At 63.2% G+C, this 21,694-nt stretch carries 15 protein-coding genes; 4 read left to right on the forward strand and 11 right to left on the reverse strand.

The genetic code is table 11. From position 1 onward, the window contains the following. Positions 1 to 1,122: an ABC transporter permease gene (locus tag ACP146_RS18315; RefSeq protein ID WP_422368192.1), complete on the forward strand. Its 1,122-nt coding sequence runs from the start codon at positions 1 to 3 to the stop codon at positions 1,120 to 1,122. Positions 1,123 to 1,161: 39 nt separating this feature from the next. On the opposite strand, the gene hydA is transcribed toward ACP146_RS18315, so the two are convergent. From hydA to ACP146_RS18365, 10 genes are all read right to left on the reverse strand, one after another. Beyond that, the gene (hydA, locus tag ACP146_RS18320) at positions 1,162 to 2,637 is read right to left on the reverse strand and encodes a dihydropyrimidinase (protein ID WP_422368193.1); all 1,476 of its coding nucleotides are present in this window, start codon (positions 2,635 to 2,637) and stop codon (positions 1,162 to 1,164) included. 106 nt (positions 2,638 to 2,743) lie between these two features. Next, positions 2,744 to 3,673 carry a dihydrodipicolinate synthase family protein gene (locus ACP146_RS18325; protein ID WP_422368194.1) on the reverse strand — a complete coding sequence of 310 codons (930 nt, stop codon included), beginning with the start codon at positions 3,671 to 3,673 and terminating at the stop codon, positions 2,744 to 2,746. Positions 3,674 to 3,688: 15 nt separating this feature from the next. Next, positions 3,689 to 5,128, reverse strand: coding sequence for an amidohydrolase family protein (locus ACP146_RS18330; RefSeq protein WP_422368195.1), 1,440 nt, complete (start codon positions 5,126 to 5,128; stop codon positions 3,689 to 3,691). Then, entirely contained in the window at positions 5,121 to 6,554 is a 1,434-nt protein-coding gene (locus tag ACP146_RS18335; protein WP_422368196.1) for an ABC transporter substrate-binding protein, read from the reverse strand. The genes ACP146_RS18330 and ACP146_RS18335 overlap by 8 nt, the downstream gene beginning before the upstream one ends. Next, positions 6,554 to 7,561 (reverse strand): ABC transporter ATP-binding protein, encoded by a 1,008-nt coding sequence (locus ACP146_RS18340; protein WP_422368197.1) that lies wholly within the window; start codon positions 7,559 to 7,561, stop codon positions 6,554 to 6,556. The genes ACP146_RS18335 and ACP146_RS18340 overlap by 1 nt, the downstream gene beginning before the upstream one ends. Then, positions 7,558 to 8,550: an ABC transporter ATP-binding protein gene (locus tag ACP146_RS18345; RefSeq protein WP_422368198.1), complete on the reverse strand. Its 993-nt coding sequence runs from the start codon at positions 8,548 to 8,550 to the stop codon at positions 7,558 to 7,560. Before ACP146_RS18345 ends, ACP146_RS18340 begins: the two co-directional genes overlap by 4 nt. Then, on the reverse strand, positions 8,547 to 9,419 hold the full coding sequence (locus tag ACP146_RS18350) for an ABC transporter permease (RefSeq protein ID WP_422368199.1): 873 nt from the start codon (positions 9,417 to 9,419) through the stop codon (positions 8,547 to 8,549). The genes ACP146_RS18345 and ACP146_RS18350 overlap by 4 nt, the downstream gene beginning before the upstream one ends. An 8-nt stretch (positions 9,420 to 9,427) precedes the next feature. Beyond that, entirely contained in the window at positions 9,428 to 10,393 is a 966-nt protein-coding gene (locus ACP146_RS18355; protein WP_422368200.1) for an ABC transporter permease, read from the reverse strand. 91 nt (positions 10,394 to 10,484) lie between these two features. Next, entirely contained in the window at positions 10,485 to 12,053 is a 1,569-nt protein-coding gene (locus tag ACP146_RS18360; RefSeq protein WP_422368201.1) for an ABC transporter substrate-binding protein, read from the reverse strand. Positions 12,054 to 12,113: 60 nt separating this feature from the next. Further along, on the reverse strand, positions 12,114 to 12,518 hold the full coding sequence (locus ACP146_RS18365; RefSeq protein ID WP_422368202.1) for a VOC family protein: 405 nt from the start codon (positions 12,516 to 12,518) through the stop codon (positions 12,114 to 12,116). Positions 12,519 to 12,895: 377 nt separating this feature from the next. Here ACP146_RS18365 and ACP146_RS18370 point away from each other — a divergent pair, with 377 nt between their 5' ends. The 3 genes from ACP146_RS18370 (at position 12,896) to ACP146_RS18380 (ending at position 20,249) form a co-directional block, all read left to right on the forward strand. Next, on the forward strand, positions 12,896 to 13,546 hold the full coding sequence (locus tag ACP146_RS18370) for a GntR family transcriptional regulator (protein ID WP_422368203.1): 651 nt from the start codon (positions 12,896 to 12,898) through the stop codon (positions 13,544 to 13,546). A gap of 432 nt (positions 13,547 to 13,978) precedes the next feature. Then, positions 13,979 to 15,859 carry an autotransporter assembly complex protein TamA gene (locus ACP146_RS18375; protein ID WP_422368204.1) on the forward strand — a complete coding sequence of 627 codons (1,881 nt, stop codon included), beginning with the start codon at positions 13,979 to 13,981 and terminating at the stop codon, positions 15,857 to 15,859. Between the two features lies 1 nt (position 15,860). After that, positions 15,861 to 20,249 (forward strand): translocation/assembly module TamB domain-containing protein, encoded by a 4,389-nt coding sequence (locus tag ACP146_RS18380; protein WP_422368205.1) that lies wholly within the window; start codon positions 15,861 to 15,863, stop codon positions 20,247 to 20,249. A 24-nt stretch (positions 20,250 to 20,273) separates the two neighbouring features. Here ACP146_RS18380 and ACP146_RS18385 read toward each other — a convergent pair whose 3' ends face one another. Further along, a complete protein-coding gene (locus tag ACP146_RS18385) occupies positions 20,274 to 21,599 on the reverse strand; it encodes a mechanosensitive ion channel family protein (protein WP_422368206.1) in 1,326 nt (441 codons plus the stop codon). Positions 21,600 to 21,694: the final 95 nt, after the last annotated feature.

Here is a 21,694-nt window from a genome sequence, read left to right on the forward strand (position 1 = left end):
ATGCGGCGTCTTGAGAACATCTACCGCCTGGGCGTCAAGGAACTGTTCAGCCTGCGGCGCGATACAGTTCTGCTCGCGCTCATCGTCTGGGCCTTCTCCTTCGCCATCTACACTGCCGCTACCGGGATGTCGCATGAGCTGAAAAACGGCTCCATTGCCATCGTCGACGAGGACCGCTCTCAACTCTCGGCGCGCATTCGAGAGGCCTTCCTGCCGCCCTACTTCAAGGAACCGACGTTGATTTCCTTCAGGGAGATCGACCCCGGCATGGATTCCGGGCGTTACACTTTCGCACTGGTCATCCCTCATGGCTTCCAGGCCGATGTCCTGGCGGATCGCCGCCCAGCGCTGCAAGTCAACATTGATGCCACCGCCATGATGCAGGCGGGCATCGGCGACGGCTACATCGCCAACATCCTGACGCAGGAAATCAACACCTTCCTGGGAGCGCCCGCTACGGCTCATCCTGTTGAACTGAAGGCGCGCTATGCCTTCAACCCCAACATCACGAGCGCCTGGTTCACCAGTGTGACGGAGATCATCAACAACGTCACCATGCTGGCCATTGTTCTGACCGGCGCCGCTTTGATCCGGGAGCGTGAGCACGGCACCATCGAACACCTGCTGGTCATGCCATTGACTCCGATCGAAATCATGGTGGCGAAGGTCTGGGCAAACGGCCTGGTCATCCTCGGCGCCGCCGGGCTGTCGCTGTGGCTTATGGTCGAGATGCTGCTGCAGGTGCCGATCGCCGGTTCAAAAGCGCTGTTCCTCACGGGAACCGCGCTCTATCTGTTCTTTGCAACAGCGCTGGGTATCTTCCTTGCCACCATAGCCCGCTCAATGCCTCAGTTCGGTCTTCTTTTCATGATGGTCTTCCTGCCGATGAACCTGCTGTCGGGCGGAGAGACGCCAGTCGAAAGCCAGCCGGAGTTGTTGCAGGCCATAATGCAGGCTGTGCCTTCGACCCACTTCGTCAGCTTCGCGCAAGCCATTCTCTACCGTGGCGCCGGCATCGACATCGTGTGGCCGCAGTTTGCACTTGTGACGGTCATCGGCAGCCTTTTCTTCGCTTTCGCTGTGGTCCGCTTCAGAAAGAGTATCGCTGTCATGCGATCCTGAAGTGCTTGTTTCTCAGGACTCACAGACACAGAATACAGCTTAACGGCCTGCGGGCAGAATTGGGGCGCCGAAGTTACGCGCTGGATCGACTTCCGGCTCGAGACGCCCAAGAGGAGCGGCAAAGCGCGACAGCTCGCGCGGCAGGAATTTGCCCGAGCCCGGCGCCACCTGCAGGCTGTTGTCTTCGACAACGATGCGGCCGCGGTTGATCACCATCACCGGCCAGCCGGTAAGGGTCATGCCTTCATAAGGCGTATAGCCGGCCCGGTCGTGCAGATCGTCGTACCGGACCGTGCGCTCCAGATCCGGATCCCAAAGAACAAGATCCGCGTCGGCCCCAACCGCAATCGTGCCCTTACGCGGAAACAGGCCGTAGAGCCGGGCCACATTGGTCGCGGTAAGCTCGACGAACTTGTGGATATCGATCCGCCCCTTGCGCACACCCTCCGAAAACAGCAAAGGCAGGCGCAACTCGATCCCCGGCACGCCATTGGCGATCTTGGTAAAGGGCGGATTCGGCCCGGCACTCAGCTTGCCGGTCTCATCGAAGCGGTAGGGGGCGTGATCGGAGGAAAACACTTGAAAGGTGCCGTTCTGCAGGCCGCGCCAGACCGCCTCCTGGGCATCGGCATCGCGCGGCGGCGGACTGCAACAGAACTTCGCGCCTTCCATCCCTTGCTTGTCGAGGTCTTCCGCCGTCAAAAACAGGTATTGCGGACAGGTTTCCCCATAGACCTTCAGGCCATTGTCCTGGGCGCGGCGGATCTCCGAGGTCGCTTCCTCGCTGGAGACATGCACGATCAGGATCGGCGTGTCGACCAGTTGCGACAGCGTAATCGCGCGGTGTGTCGCCTCGCTTTCGCCCAGCCGGCTGTGACTGACCGCATGATACTTGGGCGCTGTGTTGCTGCCGTCGACCAGTTTCTCGGTCAGCCAGCGGATCATCTCGTGGTTTTCTGCATGGATCATCACCAGCGCGCCTTCGCGTCTGGCCGTGGAGAGCACGTCCAGCATCTGGCGGTCGTCGAGACGCAGCGCATCATAGGTCATGTAGACCTTGAACGATGTGAAGCCGGCCTTGATCAGCGCCGGCAGTTCCTGGCCCAGCACTTCCGGCGTCGGGTCGGACACAATCAGATGATATCCGTAGTCGATCACCGATTTGGGGCCGGCACAGGCGTGATAGTCTTCCACCGTCTGGCGCAGCGAGTCTCCGCGGTGCTGGGCGGCAAAGGGAATAACCGTGGTGTTGCCGCCGAAGGCTGCCGAGATGGTCGCACTTTCGAAGTCGTCAGAAGTCATCAGCCCGGTGGACGACACCTGTTCGATGTGACAGTGCCCTTCGATACCGCCAGGCAGAATCAGCTTTCCGGAAGCATCGATGTCACGGGCAGCCGGACCAAGTTCTTTGTCAAGTGCGACGACCTCACCATCCTTGACGCCGATGTCGCAGCTCATTGCCGATGACGCCGTGATCACAGTGCCGCCACGGATGGCCAGATCGTAGTCACTCATCCTGCTTGTCTCCGTTTGATAGTCACCAACTGGCGGCGCGCTGTTGTTCTTCTCTGCGCCTCTTTGAACCAAACCTCTGTGTTGCTGTCATCGCCTCGCAGCGCTGTCATCCCAGCGCCGCCAAGCGGGCTGTCTGGCGGTCGATCAAGGCCTCGAGCTCTGCAATATCCGCAGCGCTGAGGTTGGGCCCGGGCCGGCGAAGTTTCGCTTCCGCGATGATACCACGTTTGGCCAGCGTGTACTTGCGCAAGGCAAGGCCCAGTCCCGGCTGCTGCTCATAACGGGCGAGCGGCAGGTAGGCATCGAAGACGTCCCGGGCGCGCTTCGTCTCTCCCTCAGCATGCAGACGGCAGACATCGATCATCATCTCCGGATAGGCGAAACCGGTCATGGCGCCATCGGCTCCGCGCAGCATCTCTTCCGGCAGGAAAAGACCGCCATTGCCGCAAAGGATAGAGATGCGCCGTGCCCCGGCCGCAGAGGCATCGCGCAGCGCGGCGATCTTGCTAAGCCCCGGCCAGTCCTCGTGTTTGAGGCAGACACAGCTCGGCAGTTCCTCGACGATCTTCAGGATCACCGAAACCGGTATGATCACGTTGGTGACCAGCGGAAAGTCCTGAAGCACGAAGGGTGTGGACTCGCCGATCGTTTCCACGACCTGACGGTAATACCCCAGGATCTGTTCGTCGGAGCGCAGCGCCGCTGCCGGCGCGACCATCACACCCGAGGCGCCGTCCCCCATAACTCTGTCGCTAAGGGCGCCCATCTGGGCAAAACCGGGGGCGGAAACGCCGACAATCACAGGAACCCGGCCCTTCACCCGGGCCAGCACGCGCCGGACAAAGGTGAAGGATTCCTCAAGGGTGAGCTTCGGCGCCTCACCCATCATGCCGAGAATGGTCAGCCCGTTGGCCCCGCGCTCCAGAAAGAAATCGACCATGCGGTCCGTGCTCTCCAGATCCACCGCCCCTTCGCTTGTGAAGGGCGTTGGCGCGATGACATAGACGCCCCGGGCGGACTCCGTAAACTCCATCATTCGATCTTTCCCTGTTTAACGTCGGTGCGGCTGGCCGAAAAAGTCGTCGGGCATGGCGAGCAAGCCGGCCGAACCCGTCCGCGCGATCATGCGCTCGCATTCAATCTGTGCCGCTTCCAGCACAGCGGTTTCATCGACCTTAACCGCACGCCGCTCTTCCAAAACCACCTCACCGTTGACGATGACGCTGTGTACGTCATTGCCGTTGGCAAAGCAGACGGCGCGATAGGCCGGCATGTTGAGTGGATAGAGGTGCGGGCGGGCCAGATCGAGCAGCAGAAGGTCCGCCTTCTTCCCCGGTTCCAGCGAGCCGATTTCATTTTCCATGCCCAAGGCGCGGGCGCCATCGATGGTGGCCATCGCCAGCACCTGGCCCGGCGGCAGGATGTCGGGATCGCGGAAATGGGTGCGGTGGTAGTGCATGCACTGCTGCATATGACGGAACATATCCCCCGAACGGTCGGGCGCCGTGGCGTCGGAGCCCAGCGCGACCGTCACACCTGCGTCCATCAATTCCGTTACCGGACAGCGGCCCATGACCGAGGCGATGGCGCTGGGGTTATGGGCGATCTTGGTGTCGGTCTCGGCACAAAGCGCGATCTCCGCCTCGCTGAGATCGATGGCATGGCTCAACAGGGCATCCGGGCCGAGAATTCCCATGGCCTGCGCCCGCTCCACCGAGCCGCGCCAATGGCCGTCCTGAGTGAAGATCGTCCCAGTGTCGCGGGACAGACGGCGGACACGCCGGGTCTGCTCCATCGCCTCTTCCATCAGCGTCGGGCCGAGTTCGCCGACATGTTCGTTGCGCAGCACCGGGGTCAAAAGAGCAACGGAAATGCGCCGGTCATGGCTGTCGTGCCAGTCCGCAACCACCTGTGCCATCGTGGCGAACTGGGTTTCGAAATCCACCGGCTTGTCTTTCCGTTGGTCGCCCTTCCAGTCGGCGTAGGTCCTGGGGTGCGGCGGGCGCGTGGACCCGATCGCCAGAACGTCACGGGTGCCTACGGCGAGCACGCCCTCGCAGTGCGCAGCCGCATGGGCCGGATCGTCGGAGCGCATGACCGTGTCGCCGCCGCCCAACAGCGATACGCCGGTGGTGACGCCGAAGCGCAGACGCTCCAGCGCGGCCAGTTCGGCCTCGGCGCGCCAGAAGGCGGGCGTCGAGCCGGTGGTGTAGACCTCTCCGCAGAGCGCTTCCCAGGCACCGGGCTGCGCCGCGCCCATGGACTTGATGAGTCCGTGGCCGGCATGGGCGTGGACGTCGATCAGCCCGGGCAGCACCAGTTTGCGCGCGGCATCGATGGTGCGCGGCGCTTGATGCGCGGCCAGAACCTCGGCGGTTGAACCCACGGCAACGATACGGTCGCCGGCGATCGCCACCGCTCCGTCCTCGATGACACGGCGTGCCGGGTCCATAGGGATAACGACGCCGCCCGAAATGATCAGATCAGCCATCGCCAGCCCCCTCGATACGAGGCAGCCTGCGCACGTCCAACACGCCGTCGCGGCGCATCCGCCAGTCCGGGTGCCGGCCGCGAAGCGCCACCCGTCGCAAATTGTTATAGACGAACAGCCAGGGCGGGTCCTCGCGGAGCAAACCGTGACACTCGCGAAAGATCTTTTCTCTGGCTGTGTCGCCGGTCGTGACCCGGGCCCTGTCGATCAGCTTCTCGACCGCCGGATTGGCATAGCCGAGCCACCAGGACCCTTGAACGCGCGAGTCGATCTTTTCGCAGAGGACCCGGAAGGTGCTGAGAGGGCTGGAATCGAACACACAGAGATCGGCGATCTCGCTGCGCCTGACCCGATGGGCATAAGCCTCCCGGCCTTCATGGATCTTCACGTTCAGGGTCACGCCAAAAGGCGCGAGCTGCGCCGCAATGGCGGCGGTCAAGGCTTCCGCTTCGTTGGGCAGGCTGGTCGGGCAATCGACATCGAGCGTAAGGCCGCCTTCGACTCCAGCCTCCCGCAGCAGGGCGCGGGCTTCCTCGGGGCGCGGCGCTGGATGATCCTCAGCTCGATAGCCCACATGAGCCGGACTGAGAAACCCGTAGAGCGGCGCGCCGGCGCCGCCCAGCACATCGTCGACCAGGGCCGCGCGATCCAAAGCCAGATTGAGCGCGCGGCGTATCCGGCCGTCTCGAAGCGGGCCCGAGGCCGCGTTGAACAGATAGATGATGGTCGTGGGCGACAGATAGGTCTGCGCCGTCGCCCCTGCCGGGTCGACGCCAGAAGGCAGGGTATTCGCCACCTCGGCCTTCCCATTCTCCAAGGCAGCGAGCCGATCCTCGGCCGACGTGATCTTGCGCCACTCGATTCCCTCATGAGAGGGCGGACCATCGAAATGATCGGCGTTGGCGCGCGCCCGGAAAAAGTCCTCGCCGGCACGCTCAAAGATGTAAGGTCCGGTCCCGCAGGGCCGGGCCAGCGGGTTGTCCAGCACCGAGGGGGCAACGATGTAGCCGTAGACCAGCAGATCGAGCAGATCCGCCATGGGTTCGGCCAGTACGATGCGGACGCTGCTGGGTGTCGGGGCCTCGAAGGCCGCCCCGGTCAGATACTGCGAGTAGACGCCCGGCGCGCCGAGCGTCACCCCCATGTCGGGCCGCGCCATGCGGGTCAGGGAGGCGATGACCGCCCCGGCATCCAAGGGCGCGCCGTCATGAAAACGCACGCCGTCGCGCAGATGAAAAAGCCAGACCCGCCCCTCCGCCGACACCTCCCAGCCGGTCGCCAGGGCCGGCGCGAAACCAGCGGTTTCATCGCGCCGCACTAATGCGTCATAGAGCGCTTCCAGCACCGTCAGGGTGTCATTCACATCGGTACAGTTGTGGGGATCATCCAGTCGCAGCCTTGCCTGCAGGATTCTCGTATGGGCCATCAGCTTTCCCCGTCCATCAGGTGACAGGCGACCTGGTGTCCGCTCGCCGCCTCTTTCAGCACCGGGCGCTCCTGCGCACAGCGATCGAAAGCGAAGGGACAGCGGGTGCGAAAGCAGCAGCCGCTCGGCAGTTCGAAGGCATTGGGCACCTCACCCGTCAGCTCGATCTCCTCTTCAGCCTCCGGGTCCGGATCGATGGCCGGGGCTGCCGACAGCAAGGCGCGGGTATAGGGATGCTGCGGCGATTCGAACAGCGCATCGCGGGGCGCGGTTTCCACCATGAAGCCGAGATACATGACGCCGATCCGGTCGCTGATATGGCGCACGACCGAGAGGTCGTGGGTGATGAAGAGGTAAGACAGGCCGAACTCGTCGCGCAGGTCCATCATCAGATTGAGGATCTGCGCCTGGATCGAGACATCCAGGGCCGAGACCGGCTCGTCGGCGATCACCAGTTGCGGGTTCACTGAGAGCGCGCGGGCGATGCCGATGCGCTGGCGTTGCCCGCCGGAAAACTGGTGCGGATAGCGGTCTCCATGCTCCGGACGCAGCCCGACACGGGCCAGCAGCTCGATCGCCCGCTGCGCCACCGAGCTGTCACCGGGATCGGCGTGCTGCAGCATCGGCTCCATGATGATGTTGCGCACCCGCTGGCGCGGATTGAGGGAAGCGAAGGGGTCCTGAAAGATCATCTGCAGCTTGCGCCTTACCGGCAGCATGCGGCGATAGTCATGCTGGGAGATGTCTTCACCCTCGATGCGGATGGCACCACCCGTCGGTTTGTAGATGCGTGCGATGGTCTTGGCGACGGTGGACTTGCCGCAGCCGCTTTCACCGACCAGGCCCAGAACCTCGCCGCGTTCGATCTGGAAGCTCACGCCGTTGACCGCATGGACGATGCGTCGCGCGAGTGTCGGCAGGCCGTTTTCAAAGCGCAGCCTGTCAAGCGGCCCGCCGCTGACATCGAAACGCTGTTCCAGATTCTCGACCTCCAGGAAAGCGGTCACGGCTTGCTCCCCTCTTCCAGCGGAAAATGACAGGCGACCGAACGCTCCCCGGTCAGGGGATGCGGCAGCGGTTCCTCCTCCGCGCAGCGGGCCTGGGCGAAGGGGCAGCGTTCCCGGAAGTTGCAACCCTTGGGCAGGTTGCGCACATCGGGCACCGCGCCGGGGATCTGCGTCAGCCGCGGCTGGCGGCCGTGCAGCTTGGGAATCGAGCCGAGCAGGCCTTGGGTATAGGGATGGGCGGGCTTGCGGATCAGGGCCTCCTTCGGGCCCTGTTCCACTACCCTTCCGCAATAGAGCACAACGATCTGGTCGGCCATCTGCGAGACGACCGCGAGATCGTGGGTAATGAGGATCATCGAGGCATCGCGCTCCCGCACCTGGCGGCGCATCAGCTTGAGGATCTGCGACTGGATGGTCACGTCCAGGGCCGTTGTCGGCTCGTCGGCAATGATGAGGCGCGGCCCCGCAATCATCGCAATGGCGATGACCACCCGCTGGCGCATACCGCCGGAGAACTGGTGCGGATAGTTCTTAAGACGGCGCTCGGCTTCCGAAATGCCGACGTCGTTCAACATCTCGATGCAGCGCGCGCGGCGGGCCCGGGCATCGAGCTTGCTGTGCAGCCGCAGCATCTCGTCCATCTGCTGCCCTATGGTCTGCAGAGGATTGAGCGAGGTCATGGGGTCCTGGAACACCATCGCAATATCGCGCCCTCGAATACCCTGCAGCTCACTCTCTGACTTACGGGCCAGATCGTCACCATCGAAGAGTATCTGGCCGCCGTCGACCTTGCCGGGACTGTCGATCAGGCCGAGGATCGAAAAGCCGATCACTGACTTGCCGCCGCCGCTTTCGCCGACCAGACCCAGGATTTCGCCGCGCCCGACCGTGAAGCTGACGCCGTCGACGGCATTCACCACACCGGCGAAGGTATAAAAGCGGGTCTCGAGTCCGCGCACATCCAGCAGGGCTGTCTTTTCCGCGCTCACTTCAGCCTCGGATTCAGTTCGTCGCGCAGGAAGTCGCCGAAGAGGTTGATGCCGAAGACCAGCATCATGATCGCCAGACCGGGAAAAGCCGAGGTCCACCAGAGGCCGCTGAACAGTACGTCGAAACCGTTCTTCACCAGCAGGCCGAGCGAAGGCTGGGTGATCGGCACGCCAACACCGAGAAAGCTGAGCGACGCCTCGATCAGAACAAAGGTGCCCACCTGTATAGTGGCGATGACGATCAGCGGTGTGAGGACGTTCGGCAAAACGTGCTTCAGGATGATCTTGCGGTCTGGAAGACCGGCGACCCTCGCCGCCTGGACGTACTCCTTCTCGATCTCACTCAAGGTCGAGCCCCGCACGGTTCGGGCATAAACCACCCAGCCCACCGCCGTCAGGGCGATCAGCACCTTGTCGATGCCGGTGCCGACGGCCGACATCAGGAAAAGCGCAATCAGAATCGAGGGGAAGGAAAGCTGGATATCGGCGACCCGCATGATGAAGGAGTCGATGGCCCCGCGATAGAACCCGGCGAGCAGGCCCAGCGCCGTACCGATGAAACAGGAACACAGCATCGCTACCACGCCGATCATCACCGAGATGCGCGCACCGTAAACGATGCTTGCCAGCATATCGCGGCCCTGCCCGTCGGTACCCAAGGGATAACGCGGGTCGCCGCCCGGCAACCAGACCGGCGGCTTGAAGCTGTCCAGCAGCTCCAAAGATGCAATGTCGTGCGGATTCTGCGCCACCAGCCAGGGCCCAAAGGCGACATAGACGGCGAAGATCAGCATCAGCGCGCTGCCGATGATCGCCGAGGCGCTGCGGCGGTAGTTGAAGAAAAATTCCGATCTCAGAAATCCCTGCATCCGGCGCCTCATTTCAACGTGATGCGGGGGTCGATCAGCGTATAGAGCAGATCGACCAGGAAGTTGATGACGACGAAGATCAGCGCCACCAGCATCAGGTAAACGACGATGACCGGCCGGTCGGCGCGATAGATCGAGTCAATCAGCAGTTTGCCCATTCCCGGCCAGGAGAAGATCGTCTCGGTGATGGTCGCAAAGGCGATCAGATCGCCGAGCTGCAACCCAAAGATCGTCACCACGGGGATCAATGCGTTTTTCAAGCCGTAGCGGTAGAGCACGTCGCGCGGTGTGGCCCCCTTGGCGCGGGCGAACTTCATGTAATCCTGACGGCCCACCTCCATCATTCCAGCGCGTGTAATGCGCAGGATAATCGCCATGGTCGCCAAAGATAAGGTGAATGCCGGCAGAATGATGTGCTGCCAGCCGTCGGCAGTCAGCAGACTGATGCGCATGCCGAGGAATTCGACCGTGTCGCCACGCCCGGACGATGGAAAGAAGCCCCACTGCACCGCCAGCAGATAGATCAGCATCATGCCGACCCAGAAGCCGGGCAGCGATATACCGAGCAGCGATCCGGCCATGATGACCTTGCTGACCCGGCTTTGCGGATTGGCGCCGGCATAGACCCCCAGCGGGATCGAGACGAGAATGGCGAAGACCATCGCCACCACCACCATTTCGATGGTGGCCGGCATACGCTCCAGAATCAGATCGAGCGCCGGCTGGCGAAAGACGTAGGAACGTCCGAAGTCGCCCTCGACAAGGCTGGCCAGAAACCTGGCGTATTGCACGAAGAGCGACTGATCGAGACCGAGGATCCGCCGCGCCTGGGCGATCTCGGCATCGGTGGCATCGATGGGCACCACCATGAAGACAGGATCACCGGTGAAGCTCATCATCAGGAAGACAATGACCGAGACGACCCAGAGAACGATGGTCATCTGGATCAGCCGTTTCAGCAGATAACCGATCATCCGGACAACACGACGCTAAGGAATGGGGGGTTAGGGTAGAGCGGCACGGCGCTCCCGTGAAGCGCCGTGCCGCACTGAACGTCGGACGCGGTCAGTCGACGTCCATCTCGTAGGCCCAAAGGAACTTGTCCACCCGCGGCTCCAGGGTCACACCGTTGCGCACGGCGTAGATATCCTGCTCGTAGTGTACGGGAATCATCGGAATGTCCTGCATCAGTATCTTCGTTGCTTCCTGAAGATAGCCGTCGCGCTCCTCGATTTTCGACGTGCTGTCCGCCTTGTCGACCAAAGCATCGACCGCCGGGTTCGAGTAGCTGCCACGGTTGACCTGACCGTAGCCCTCTTTCTTGTCGCGCGTATAGAACAGGGCGCCGTACATCGAGCCGGCGTCACCCGAAGGCACGTCCCAGCCGCTCATGATGAAACTGGATTGCTCCGTCGGGACCCGGATATAACCCCAGAAATTGGATTTCGGCATGATGTTGAGCTGCAGATCGACATTGATCTTGGCGAGCATCGAAGCCAGAGCCTGGGCGATCTGGGCGTCGTTCACATAGCGGTTATTGGTGGCATCCAGCGTCATGGTGAAGCCGTCGGCATGGCCGGCGTCGGCCATCAGCGCCTTGGCTTTCTCAATGTCGTGGGGATACATCTCCCGGAAGTTCATCCCCTCGACATAACCGAGGTGGGACGACGGCACGTATTGGGTGCTCGGGCTGGCCAGGCCGTTCATGACGATCTTGTTGATCGCATCGGTGTCGATAGAGCGCGCAATGGCTTCCCGCACCCGCTGATCGGTCATCGGATTCTTGTCGAGATCGATGGTCGGTGATTTCTCGCGGGTGTCCATTGCCAGAACCACGTTCAACAGGCTTGGGCGCGTCAGAACCTTGAAGTTGCCGTCGCGCTTTACCCGTTCCACGTCGCGCACCGCGAGATCCTGAATGACGTCGACTTCCCCGGTCAGCAAGGCGGCCGTGCGGGTCGCCGGGTTGGTGATCGGGCGGAAAGTCACCGTGTCGATGCCCGCCTTGCCGGCCCAGTAGTCGTCGAAAGCCTCCAGAATCAGCTTTTCTTCCTTGATCCACTCACCCAGCTTGTAGGGGCCGGTGCCGACCGGTTTCAGGTCCATCTGCTCGTCGCCGGTGGCCGTGGTGTACTCCCGGTCCAGGATCAGCAGCTCGGCCAGATCCATGGCCAGCACGGCGTATGGCTGAGGCGTCTTGATCTCGACCGTCAGGTCATCGACGGCGCTGACAGCGGCGATATTCGCAACCAGATCCGGCCGGATCGACTTTCTGGCATGTTCCACCGTGAAGACCACGTCGTCGGCGGTAAAGGCATTGCCGTTGTGGAAGGTCACGCCCTCACGCAGCTTGAAGCGCCAGGTGGTGTCGTCCACGACCTCCCAGCTTTCCGCTAGGCCGGGGCCGAACGACAGGTCGGCACTCCGCTTCACCAGCGGATCGTAGAGATGGTAGTACATGATGTTCGAGGACAGCTCCTCACCCGCCAGCGGATAGAGGTGGCTGGGGTCGGCGGTCAGTCCGATGGTGACCGATTTGCCCTCTGCCATAACCGCAGCGGGCAGGAGCGCCGCCACGGCGCAGGCACTGGCGAGGAGACGCCGGCTCGACCGGCTTCTGAACGATACAGTCATCTGTCTTTTCTCCCTGTTATCGACGTTCTCTTGGCGCAAGCTCATGCTCTTGGCGCAGGCTCATGGCAGCGCGGACTGCACTTCTATCTGGTAGCCTTCGGGATCCTCGAGGACGAAAGCCCGGATGCCGAGCTGCTCGCTGCTGGAGACCTTGCCCAGGCTTTCGATGTTCAAGGTCGCGAGGTAGGCGTGCCAGGCATCGACATCAGGCACGCGGATGCAAAGCTGAACCGGCTTCACGTCATGTGCGCGATGCATGCCTCGTGTTTCGTCGACCAGACCGACATGGGCCTGCCCGACCATCCGATAGATTTTCGACCAGCCCTGGTCAATGGCCAGGGTGAAACCCATCACGTCTTCATAGAAACGCATCGCCGCCGGAAGGTCGCGGTAGTAGAGAAACGTGATCGCCAGTTCCAGCCGTCCGCCGTCAGGACGTTTGTGATCTGCCGCAGCAGCGTTCATCTACACCTGCCCCCAAAAGCCGCTTCGCTGTGAAATCTCAAAAGTAGGAACAGCGATACTCCAGTGTATACAGACTGTATGTCAAATGGATTCGCCTCGGAAACGCGAAATCGCGACCGTCCTCATTCCCCTCCGCTCATCTCCGCCAGAGAAGGCATGAGCTCGAAAGCCAAGGCAAACAGGGCACTTCCAGTTGCAAATCCCGGACCCTGGCACGACAGGTCGACCCGCCCTAAACCCGCAACGGGAGGGAGCGGCTTGGCAATTGGCGTTGGCGATCTCATTCGTTTAGGTATAGATTGCGCAGATGGCTCAGCAGCGTATACAGAGAATATGCGGATGATCAGCGTTCCATTGACGACAGTTGGACGCCCGGCATGACGGCGAAACTGCCCCGTGCGAGCCTCGGCGATACGGCCTATCAAAGGTTGCGGCAGATGATCCTGAGCGGCGAACTCTCGGCCGGCGCCCGCGTCCTTGAGAACGATTGCGCCGCCCGCCTTGGCATTTCGCGGACCCCGGTGCGTGAGGCGATCAGCCGGCTTACCGGCGAGGGGCTCGTGCGGCGCCCGGAGGGCGGGGCGCCGGTGGTGCATCGCATTTCGACTGACGAAATCGTGGAGATCCTCCATGTCCGCCGTCTGCTGGAAGTAGAGGCCGCGAGACAGGCCGCCGGGGCGCCGGGCCGCGATGCGTTACTGAAACTGCGCGGGGTCTTCGAGGGTTTTCTGTCGGGTGAACGGCCCGATGCAGAGGCGCATCTGGCCGCCGACGACGAACTCCACGAAAGGGTGGTTCTGATGTCAGGCTCCCGGCTTTTGGAGACGCTGATCTCGGACCTGAAGTTGAAAACGCGAATCTTCGACAAGGGCAGCATTCCCGAGCGCTTTGAACCCGGGTGCCACGAGCACATCGCCATCATCGATGGCATCGTTTCCGGCGACCCCGAACGCGCGCAAGCGGCCATGAAGGTTCACATGGACAATGTCCGCGAGAGCATTCTGAACCATCTGACGCGCCTGTTCTGACCCTGAATTCTGTACATCAGATCTGCCCGGGGTCATCAAGGCCAAAGTCCGGCGCCCCAGAATCCTCGGCTTGTCTCGTGGCGGCCTGATTCGCCAGGCGGATCGGCCAGGAACGGCCTATCTCAAGAGAAGCAAGAAACTTCGGTACCGAACAGGGCATTGGGACTGCAACCCGGTTACAGGTTAATGCTGCAGTCGCGGCTGCCGCACCTCTTTTCGAGACGGACTCTGGCCATTCGACGGGGTATGCTCGTCACCTGGGCCACCCGGACCCTCAATCGGCCGGGTTGGGAGATGGGTCGTCACGCTTTCATATGAGTATTTGCAAGTGAATATAGAAAACCAAATGGATTTACGCCTCGGGCTGGCATGAGCATCCGGGACCGTCCGCCCGACGGCAGCGGTTCTGACAAAGGGAAAGAATCAGTACTCTTGGGGATCAACACGACGGCGCGAAAGCAACTTCGCCGACCGTGCGCCATTGCGCTCGGCGCCTTTTTTTGCGCGGCCGTTGCCGGCCTACCGGCTGTCGCGCAGCAGGCAGAAGAGATCCACGGCGATACAGCCCCTCCGGCGGTTGAAGCTGAGGAGACCGGCATTGACTACACGGTGGAATTGACCGGCGTCGAGGATAGCAACCTTCTTTCGGTCTTGGAGGCTTCGTCCCAACTGATCAGCCTTGCCGGGAAGCCGCCGGCCACTGTGATCGGGCTGAGGCGGCGCGGCGAAGCGGATGTCGAGCGTCTCCAGACCGCTCTGCGGTCGGAGGGGTATTACGCCGCCGAAATTGTCCTGGACATCGAAACCGACGATCGGCCTGCCAAGGCCATTCTCAATATCACCTCGGGCACACGCTACAGCCTGGGGGCCTATGACATCAACTATGTGGAAAGCACGCCTCCGACGGACAGCGTGCAGCCGCGTCTTGAGGCCATCGACATCCAGATCGGCATGCCGGCCAGGGCACCCGACATCGTCGCCGCCGAACGGCGGTTGATCACGCTGTTGCAGGAGCGTGGCCATCCCTTCGCCCGCGTGGCTGAGCGCAGAACCTTCGTGGACCGCGAGAAAACCGACATGCGGGTGGACCTCTCCGTGGATGCCGGCCCCCAAGCGACGTTTGGCGCCTTGAGCTTCAAGGGCCAGGAAGGGGTCGCGGCGGACTACCTCCAGCGCATCGCCGAGTGGCCGGAAGGCAGCCTTTTCGACCGGCGCGTACTGCGGGATGTTCAACGCAGCCTCTCGGCAACCGGCCTCTTTTCAACAGTGAATGCCGAGACGGCCGCCATGCCGGAGACCGATGGCTCGCTGCCGGTCATGGTAACCCTGGTTGAGCGCGAACACCGCTCCATCGGCGCCGGCGCCTCGTTTTCGACTGATGTCGGACCCGGCGGCGAGCTGTTCTGGGAACATCGCAATCTCTTGGGTGAGAACGAGCAACTGCGGGCCAGCGCCACCGGTTCCCTGATCGAACAAAGCGGCAGACTGGGCTTCCGTAAACCGGCGTTCCTCAGGCCCGACCAAGCCCTGCTCGCGGACCTGACCGGCGGTTTCGAGGACAACGATGCCTTTGAGCGCCAGTTCGTTGAGGGCCTGGTTGGGCTGGAACGGTCTTTCTTCGAAAACTGGCGGGGATCCGCCGGCGTTTCCGCCGGCTACGAGATCATCGAGGACGAAGGCGACGCGCAGACCGGTGAACGCCAGTTCACGCTCTTCGGCCTGCCCTTGACCGCGGCCCGGGATACCACCGACGACCCCCTCGATCCCGCCAGCGGGTCGCGCTTGCAATTCTCCCTCACACCGACGACCGGCGTCGGTGATGAGACGCTGCTGTTTCTGACCGCCGTGGCCGGCGGGTCAGCCTACTATGCAGTCGACGAAGCGGAACGTTTCGTTATCGCCGGCCGCGCCAGGGTCGGCTCAATCGTCGGTGCGGACACCGAGACGCTGCCGGCAAACCGGCGGTTTTATGCAGGCGGCGGCGGGTCGATCCGGGGTTACGAATTCCAGCTGGTGGGGCCCCTGGACGATGACGACGACCCGCTCGGCGGCACATCGCTGGTCGAACTGGGGGGAGAGATTCGTGTGCGGGTCACCGAAGAGATTGGCGTGGTGCCTTTCGTCGACGGCGGCACGGTTTTCGATGATCCCTGGCCCAACGGCGACGAAACGCTGCGCTGGGCCGCCGGATTGGGTGTACGCTATTTCACCGGGTTCGGCCCGCTGCGCCTGGACGTCGCTTTCCCCCTCAACCCCCGCGACGATGTGGATGACGCGTTCCAGTTTTATGTGAGTTTCGGGCAGGCCTTCTGACATGCCGCAGGCGAAGAAGATTCTCAAGCGACTGGCCATCGGCTTCGGCGGCCTGCTACTTCTCGTCTCTACCGCGGCCGGGCTGGGATACGGCTGGCTGCAGAGCGATGGCGGCCGCGACTGGCTGGCCCGCCAAATCGAAGCCGCAGCCACGACACCGGGTGAAATGGAACTCTCCATCGGTCGGCTGGAGGGCAACGTATTGGAGAGCCTGCGGGCCAGCGACATCGTGGTGCGTGACGCCGAAGGCTTCTGGCTGAGCATCGCCGCCCTGGAAGTCTCCTGGCAACCCTGGAGTCTGCTGAACAGAACACTCGAGATCGACTCTCTGAAATTCAGCGAGGTCGCGCTCACCCGCCTGCCTTCCGGCGAAGCGGAAGCGAAGGAGGAAAACGGTGGCGATCCGCTCGCTGCGCTGAGCTCTCCGGTTAAGGTGCGGGTCGGCAGCCTCAACGCCGACCGGATCTCTCTGGGCCAGCCGGTGCTGGGGCAAGCGGCGGAACTGGCGTTGGACGGATCGGCAAAAAGCGAAGCAGACGGCGCGCTCGCAACCAGCCTTCAACTGCACCGTCTCGACGGCCCGGAGGCGCGGCTCGACGTCGAGCTGATCTACAATCCGGCCGACGATGTCCTGACGGCCGACCTGGAGGCAGCAGAAGCCCCCGGCGGACTCCTGGCCGCCCTTCTGGAGATGCCGGACCTGCCCCGCGCGGCGCTGCGCCTGAAGGGCAGCGGCCCCCTCTCCCTGTGGGAGGGCGATGCTATGCTTTCACTCGGCGATCTTATCGAAGCGGCGGCGGACATCACCCTGGAACGCCGCGGCGGCGATGACCTCGCTTTCTCCATGACCGGGCGCAGCGCCGTCTCCGCGCCGGAACCGGAGGGCGCCTTTGCTCTTATCGACGGCCGCACGGACTTCGCGCTGAAAGGCGGTTGGCAGGAAGCGCGGCGCGTCAGGCTGGACAGCTTCACCGCGGCCAGCGATATCCTCAACCTCTCCATCGACGGCGTGTTCGACGTCGAGACGCGGGCGCTTGACCTGAATCTGGCCGCTACGGCCGGAGACAGCCCGGCGCCTGCCAGTCTGCTGGGTCTCGAACGGCTGGAGGAAGCCTCGGCCGAGATAGCGCTCAGCGGAACGCTCGAAAAACCGCAGGCGGATATCGCGTTTGCGGCCAAAGCTGTCGCCGGTCCGGGCTTCACCGCCGACACGGCGAGCGCTGTCGGCAAGCTGAATGCAGAAAGCAATATCCTGGAAGGTGCGCCGGTCTTCGCTTTTGATCTAAACGGCAACGTGACGGCACCGCGGCTGCCGGGGCAAGACAATCTCGACCCGCTCCTCGGCCCAACGCTCACCTGGTCGCTGAACGGCAGTATCGATACGGGCCCGGCGATCCTCGACCTTGCCGACCTGAAGCTTACCACCGAGGCCGCAACGATCACCGCCACCGGTCAGGCCGGACTCAGCGATGGCGCGGCAGGTCTCGATGTTGCGATGACGGTGCCTGAACTGGCCGCGCTGCAACCGCTGACAGGCATCGCCCTGGGCGGAGCCGCCCGTCTTGCCGGACCCGTTACAGTCAAAAGCTTCGGCCAGCGCCTGGCCGCCGAGCTGGCGGGGCGTTGGGACCAGCCGTCCAGCGAGATTGCCCTGGTCGCCGCCGCCGCGGGCGACGGCATGGATCTCGCGACCCGCCTCGCCTTCGACAACGGCGAACTGCGCATCGAGGAGGTCACAGGCCGGTCGGACATCGCCAACATCGACGCAAGCCTGGCGATCTCGCCGGCAGGCGAACTGAGCGACGCAGGCTACAGTCTTCGCCTGCCCGAGGCCGCTGTGCTGGCCGATGCGTTGGGTGTCGAGGTTACGGGAACGGCAACGGTCGAAGGTGAAGCCGCCGGTCCCTTCGATGCGCTGGCCGTCAGCGGCGCAGCGAAGCTGGCCGGCCTCACTATCGAAGACCAGGAACTGAGAGACCTGACCGCCGGCTATCAACTGCGTATCGCCGGTTCCGATGTCGACGGCCCGGTCACTCTCGCCCTGACAAGCCCTTTCGGCCCGCTGGAAGCAAGCAGCGAGCTGCAGTTGCGCGCGGATACCCTCGGCCTGACAGACCTAGAGGCAGGACTGCCGGACACAAGGATAACCGGCGATGTCATCCTGCCGTTCGACGGCAGCGAACCCACCGCCGGGCTGCAGGCCGATCTCGACGATCTCGGCCCCTGGCTGGCGGTTGCCGGACTCTCAGGCAACGGCAAGGGACGGATCGATGTCAGACTGAATCAGAGCGGGGAGGATGCGCCGGTCGTCGCCACGGCGGATCTCACCGCCATCGCGCTGCGGTCCGACGGCCAGACCGCACCGCTGACGATGGAGAACCTGACAGCCGCCCTGCAGGCGCAAGACCTTGCCTTGACGGGAGACGCGACCTTTGAGATTACGGCCGAACAACTGCGCTGGCAGGATCTTGAAGCGGAAAGCCTTGGCCTTTCAGGAAAAGGCAATCCGGGTGATCTCACATTTAGCCTGACCAGCAGCGGCGCCTGGGTCGAACCTCTTGAGGTCTCCGCGACAGGACGGATGACCCGGGAAGGCGAAAGGCTGACCCTGGCCCTGACACAGGCCGAAGGACAGTTGTTCGGTGAAGCGCTTACGCTGCGCGAAACCGCAACCTTGACCCTTGCGCCCGAAGAAATGCGCCTCACCGGTCTTGACCTTGCCTCCGGCGAGGCCCGTTTGACCGCCGATGCCGCTTTCGCGGCACGCGAAATCGCCGTAGACGCGACGCTGGACGGGCTGCCTCTGCAAACCGTCGATCGGTTTTGGGCAACCGGCGTCGATGGTCGGATTTCCGCTAAGGCCAACCTGCAGGGGTCTTTTGACGCCCCCCGCGGCAGCGCCACCTTGTCGGCCACCGGGTTACAGCCCAGCGGCAGCACGGATCTGCCGCCACTCGAATTGGCGGCAGAGGCCGATTGGCGCGGCGGCCGGCTGAACCTGGAGGGCCAACTCGGTGGTACCGATCTTGCTGCTGCCGATTTCCAGGCCGAGCTTCCCCTAACCCTGACGGCCGAAGGCGCGGCAGTCTTTGCCACGACTGCGCCGATCACCGGAAACCTGAACTGGTCGGGTGACATCACCACAGTACTGCTCTTCGTCCCCTTGCCGCAGCACAGGCTGAAGGGTGCCGCCGCGATCAGCCTCGACGCGAGCGGCAGCCTGGAAACGCCGAAAGTAAACGGCAGCGTCACCCTCGACAACGGCCGCTACGAGAATCTGGATACCGGAACCATCCTGAACGATATTGCGCTGCGGGCCGAGATCGCGGATGACCGCATGACCCTCGCCGGCCTCACCGCCAACGACGGAGCCGGTGGCAGCATAACCGGCGAAGGCCAGGCCTCTATCGATCCGGCGCAGGGTTTTCCTTTCGACATCGCCATCCAACTCGACAAGCTCCATGCACTGCGCCGGGACGATGTAACGGCGGTGACCGGCGGCAGCGTCGAGATCAACGGCACCGCAGATGCCCCCCGGGTGACTGCCAGACTGACCACCGAGACCGTGGAAGTCAGTCTGCTCAACAACCTGCCGCCCAATGTCGTCAGTCTCGACGTCATCGAGGCGAAGGGCGGTGTCGTTCAGGATTCGGCGGAAGACCGGAAGAAGGCGCCGGCTGTCGACGCGGTGCTCGACATTTTCATCGACATGCCGCGGCGGATTTTCGTGCGCGGACGCGGTCTCGATTCCGAGTGGGCGGGCCGCATCTCGGTCCGGGGCAGCGCCGCCGATCCGCTGGTGACCGGCAGCCTGGATCTGGTACGCGGGCGTCTGGCGGTCGTCGGCAAACCCTTCGAACTTCGTTCCGGCAAGGTCACGCTGCCGGAGTCACAAACCGCCGAACCGAGCCTGGATGTGATCGCGGTCTACGAAGGCCCGGAACTGGAGGTGACCGCCCGGCTCAGCGGCCCGCTGACGCAACCCGAACTGGCACTGACCTCCACGCCCGAGGTGCCGCGCGACGAGATCATCTCCCGCGTTCTTTTCAACAAGTCCGCCGCCGGGCTGACCGCCGCAGAGGCTGCGCAGCTCGCCATCGCACTGCGCGACCTGGCCGGCAACGGCGGCGGGGCCGACATTCTGGGTTTTGCCCGCCGCACACTGGGCGTCGACGTGCTGCGCATAGAGGCAGCAGACGACCAGGGGCCCGCCCTGGAAGCGGGGAAATACCTGACCGACGAAGTCTACGTGGGGGTCAAGCAAGGCGCCTCATCCCAATCCAGCGCCGCGACGGTCGAGGTCGAGTTGACCCCCAACATCACGGTCGAGAGTGAAGTGACCGGCTCCGGCGCCAACAAGTCCGGTGTCCGTTTCCAATGGGATTACTGACCCGGCCCTCTCACCCTATGCGACTTATCCCTCGGGCGATGATGCGCCACCTGCAATCTGAACAGGTTCCTTCACGATGACCTGGCGGTGGGGATAAGGAATCTCGATGCCGTTCTCCTTGAAGGCGTCCCAGACCGCCAGCAGGACCTCGCCCTTGATGTTGGCGACGCCGCCCTGCGGATCGAGGATCCAGAAGCGCAGCACGAAGTCGAGCGAGCTGTCGCCAAAGCCCGTCAGGTGACAGACCGGGGGCGTCTGCTGCGAAACGCGCTTGGGCTTGGCGGCCGCTTCCCGGGCGATACGCCTGACCTCATGCGGATCGCAGTCATAGGAGACACCAAAGGTGATCTCCATGCGAACGAGCTCGTCGCTGAAGGACCAGTTCACCACCCGCTGGGTGATCAGGTCCTCGTTAGGGATCAGATATTCCTTGCCGTCACGGGTGACCACCGAGACGTAGCGGGCACCAAGAGAGGATATCCAACCGAAGGTCTCTTCCAGTTCGATGACGTCGCCCGGCTTGATCGACTTGTCGAGCAGCAGGATGACGCCGCTGATGAGGTTGGAAACCACTTTCTGCAGCCCAAAGCCGATACCCACGCCGATCGCGCCGGAGAACAGCGCCAGCGCCGTCAGGTCGATACCGACACTGTTGAGGGCAATGACCACCGCCAGGGCGATGAGCGTGATCTTCAGCAGCTTGCCGAGCAGCACCTGGACCGAGGGTGTCAGGTCGGGAACCCGGCTGATGCGCCCTTCGAGGAAACGCGACAGGGCGGAGGCGGCCCAGAGCAGCAGGGCCAGGGTCAACATGCCCTTGACCACGGTCAGCAGCGAGATGCGCAGGTCGCCAAAGCTGATCGCCAGGGAATCGAGCAAGGCGACCGTGGGGTCCAGCAACTCGGTGATGTTGAGCGCCGCAATCGTCCAGGCGCAGAAAGCCAGAGTCTTGGCCAGCGCCGGGTTGCGCACGAAGGTCGTCACCAGCCGGATCACCACCCAGGCCGTCAGCAGGCTGGCGACCACGCCCAGCAGGTAGCTGCGGCTGGGCCAGGTGCTTTGCTGTATGGCAGCGATGGCCAGCCAGAGCAGGAGCAGGTAGATCAGCGGTGTGAGCACCTGGGGCAAAGCCCGCGCCAAGGCGGAAAACCGCGGCGGCACCTTGGTTTTCTCGATGCGCGCTGCCAAAGCGGGACGCAGACGCCGGGCGGCCAGCACAGACAGGCCGAACAGAAGAACCAGCAGAACGACCTGCAGCAGGGTCCAGGGATTGGCGACGTTTTGCAGCAACCAATCGGCAGCGACCTGGAGCTCGGCGGTAATCCGGCCCGGTTCGAGAATCTGCTCCATCCCTAAGGCTTACCCCGACTGGCGTATCGACATCAACAGGGTGGCCATGACCAGGGGGACGCAAAACCCGCCGCACTGACGGGATGCACCGCGAA

This window comes from Pelagibius sp., from assembly GCF_965249265.1.
Taxonomy (GTDB): domain Bacteria; phylum Pseudomonadota; class Alphaproteobacteria; order Kiloniellales; family Kiloniellaceae; genus Pelagibius.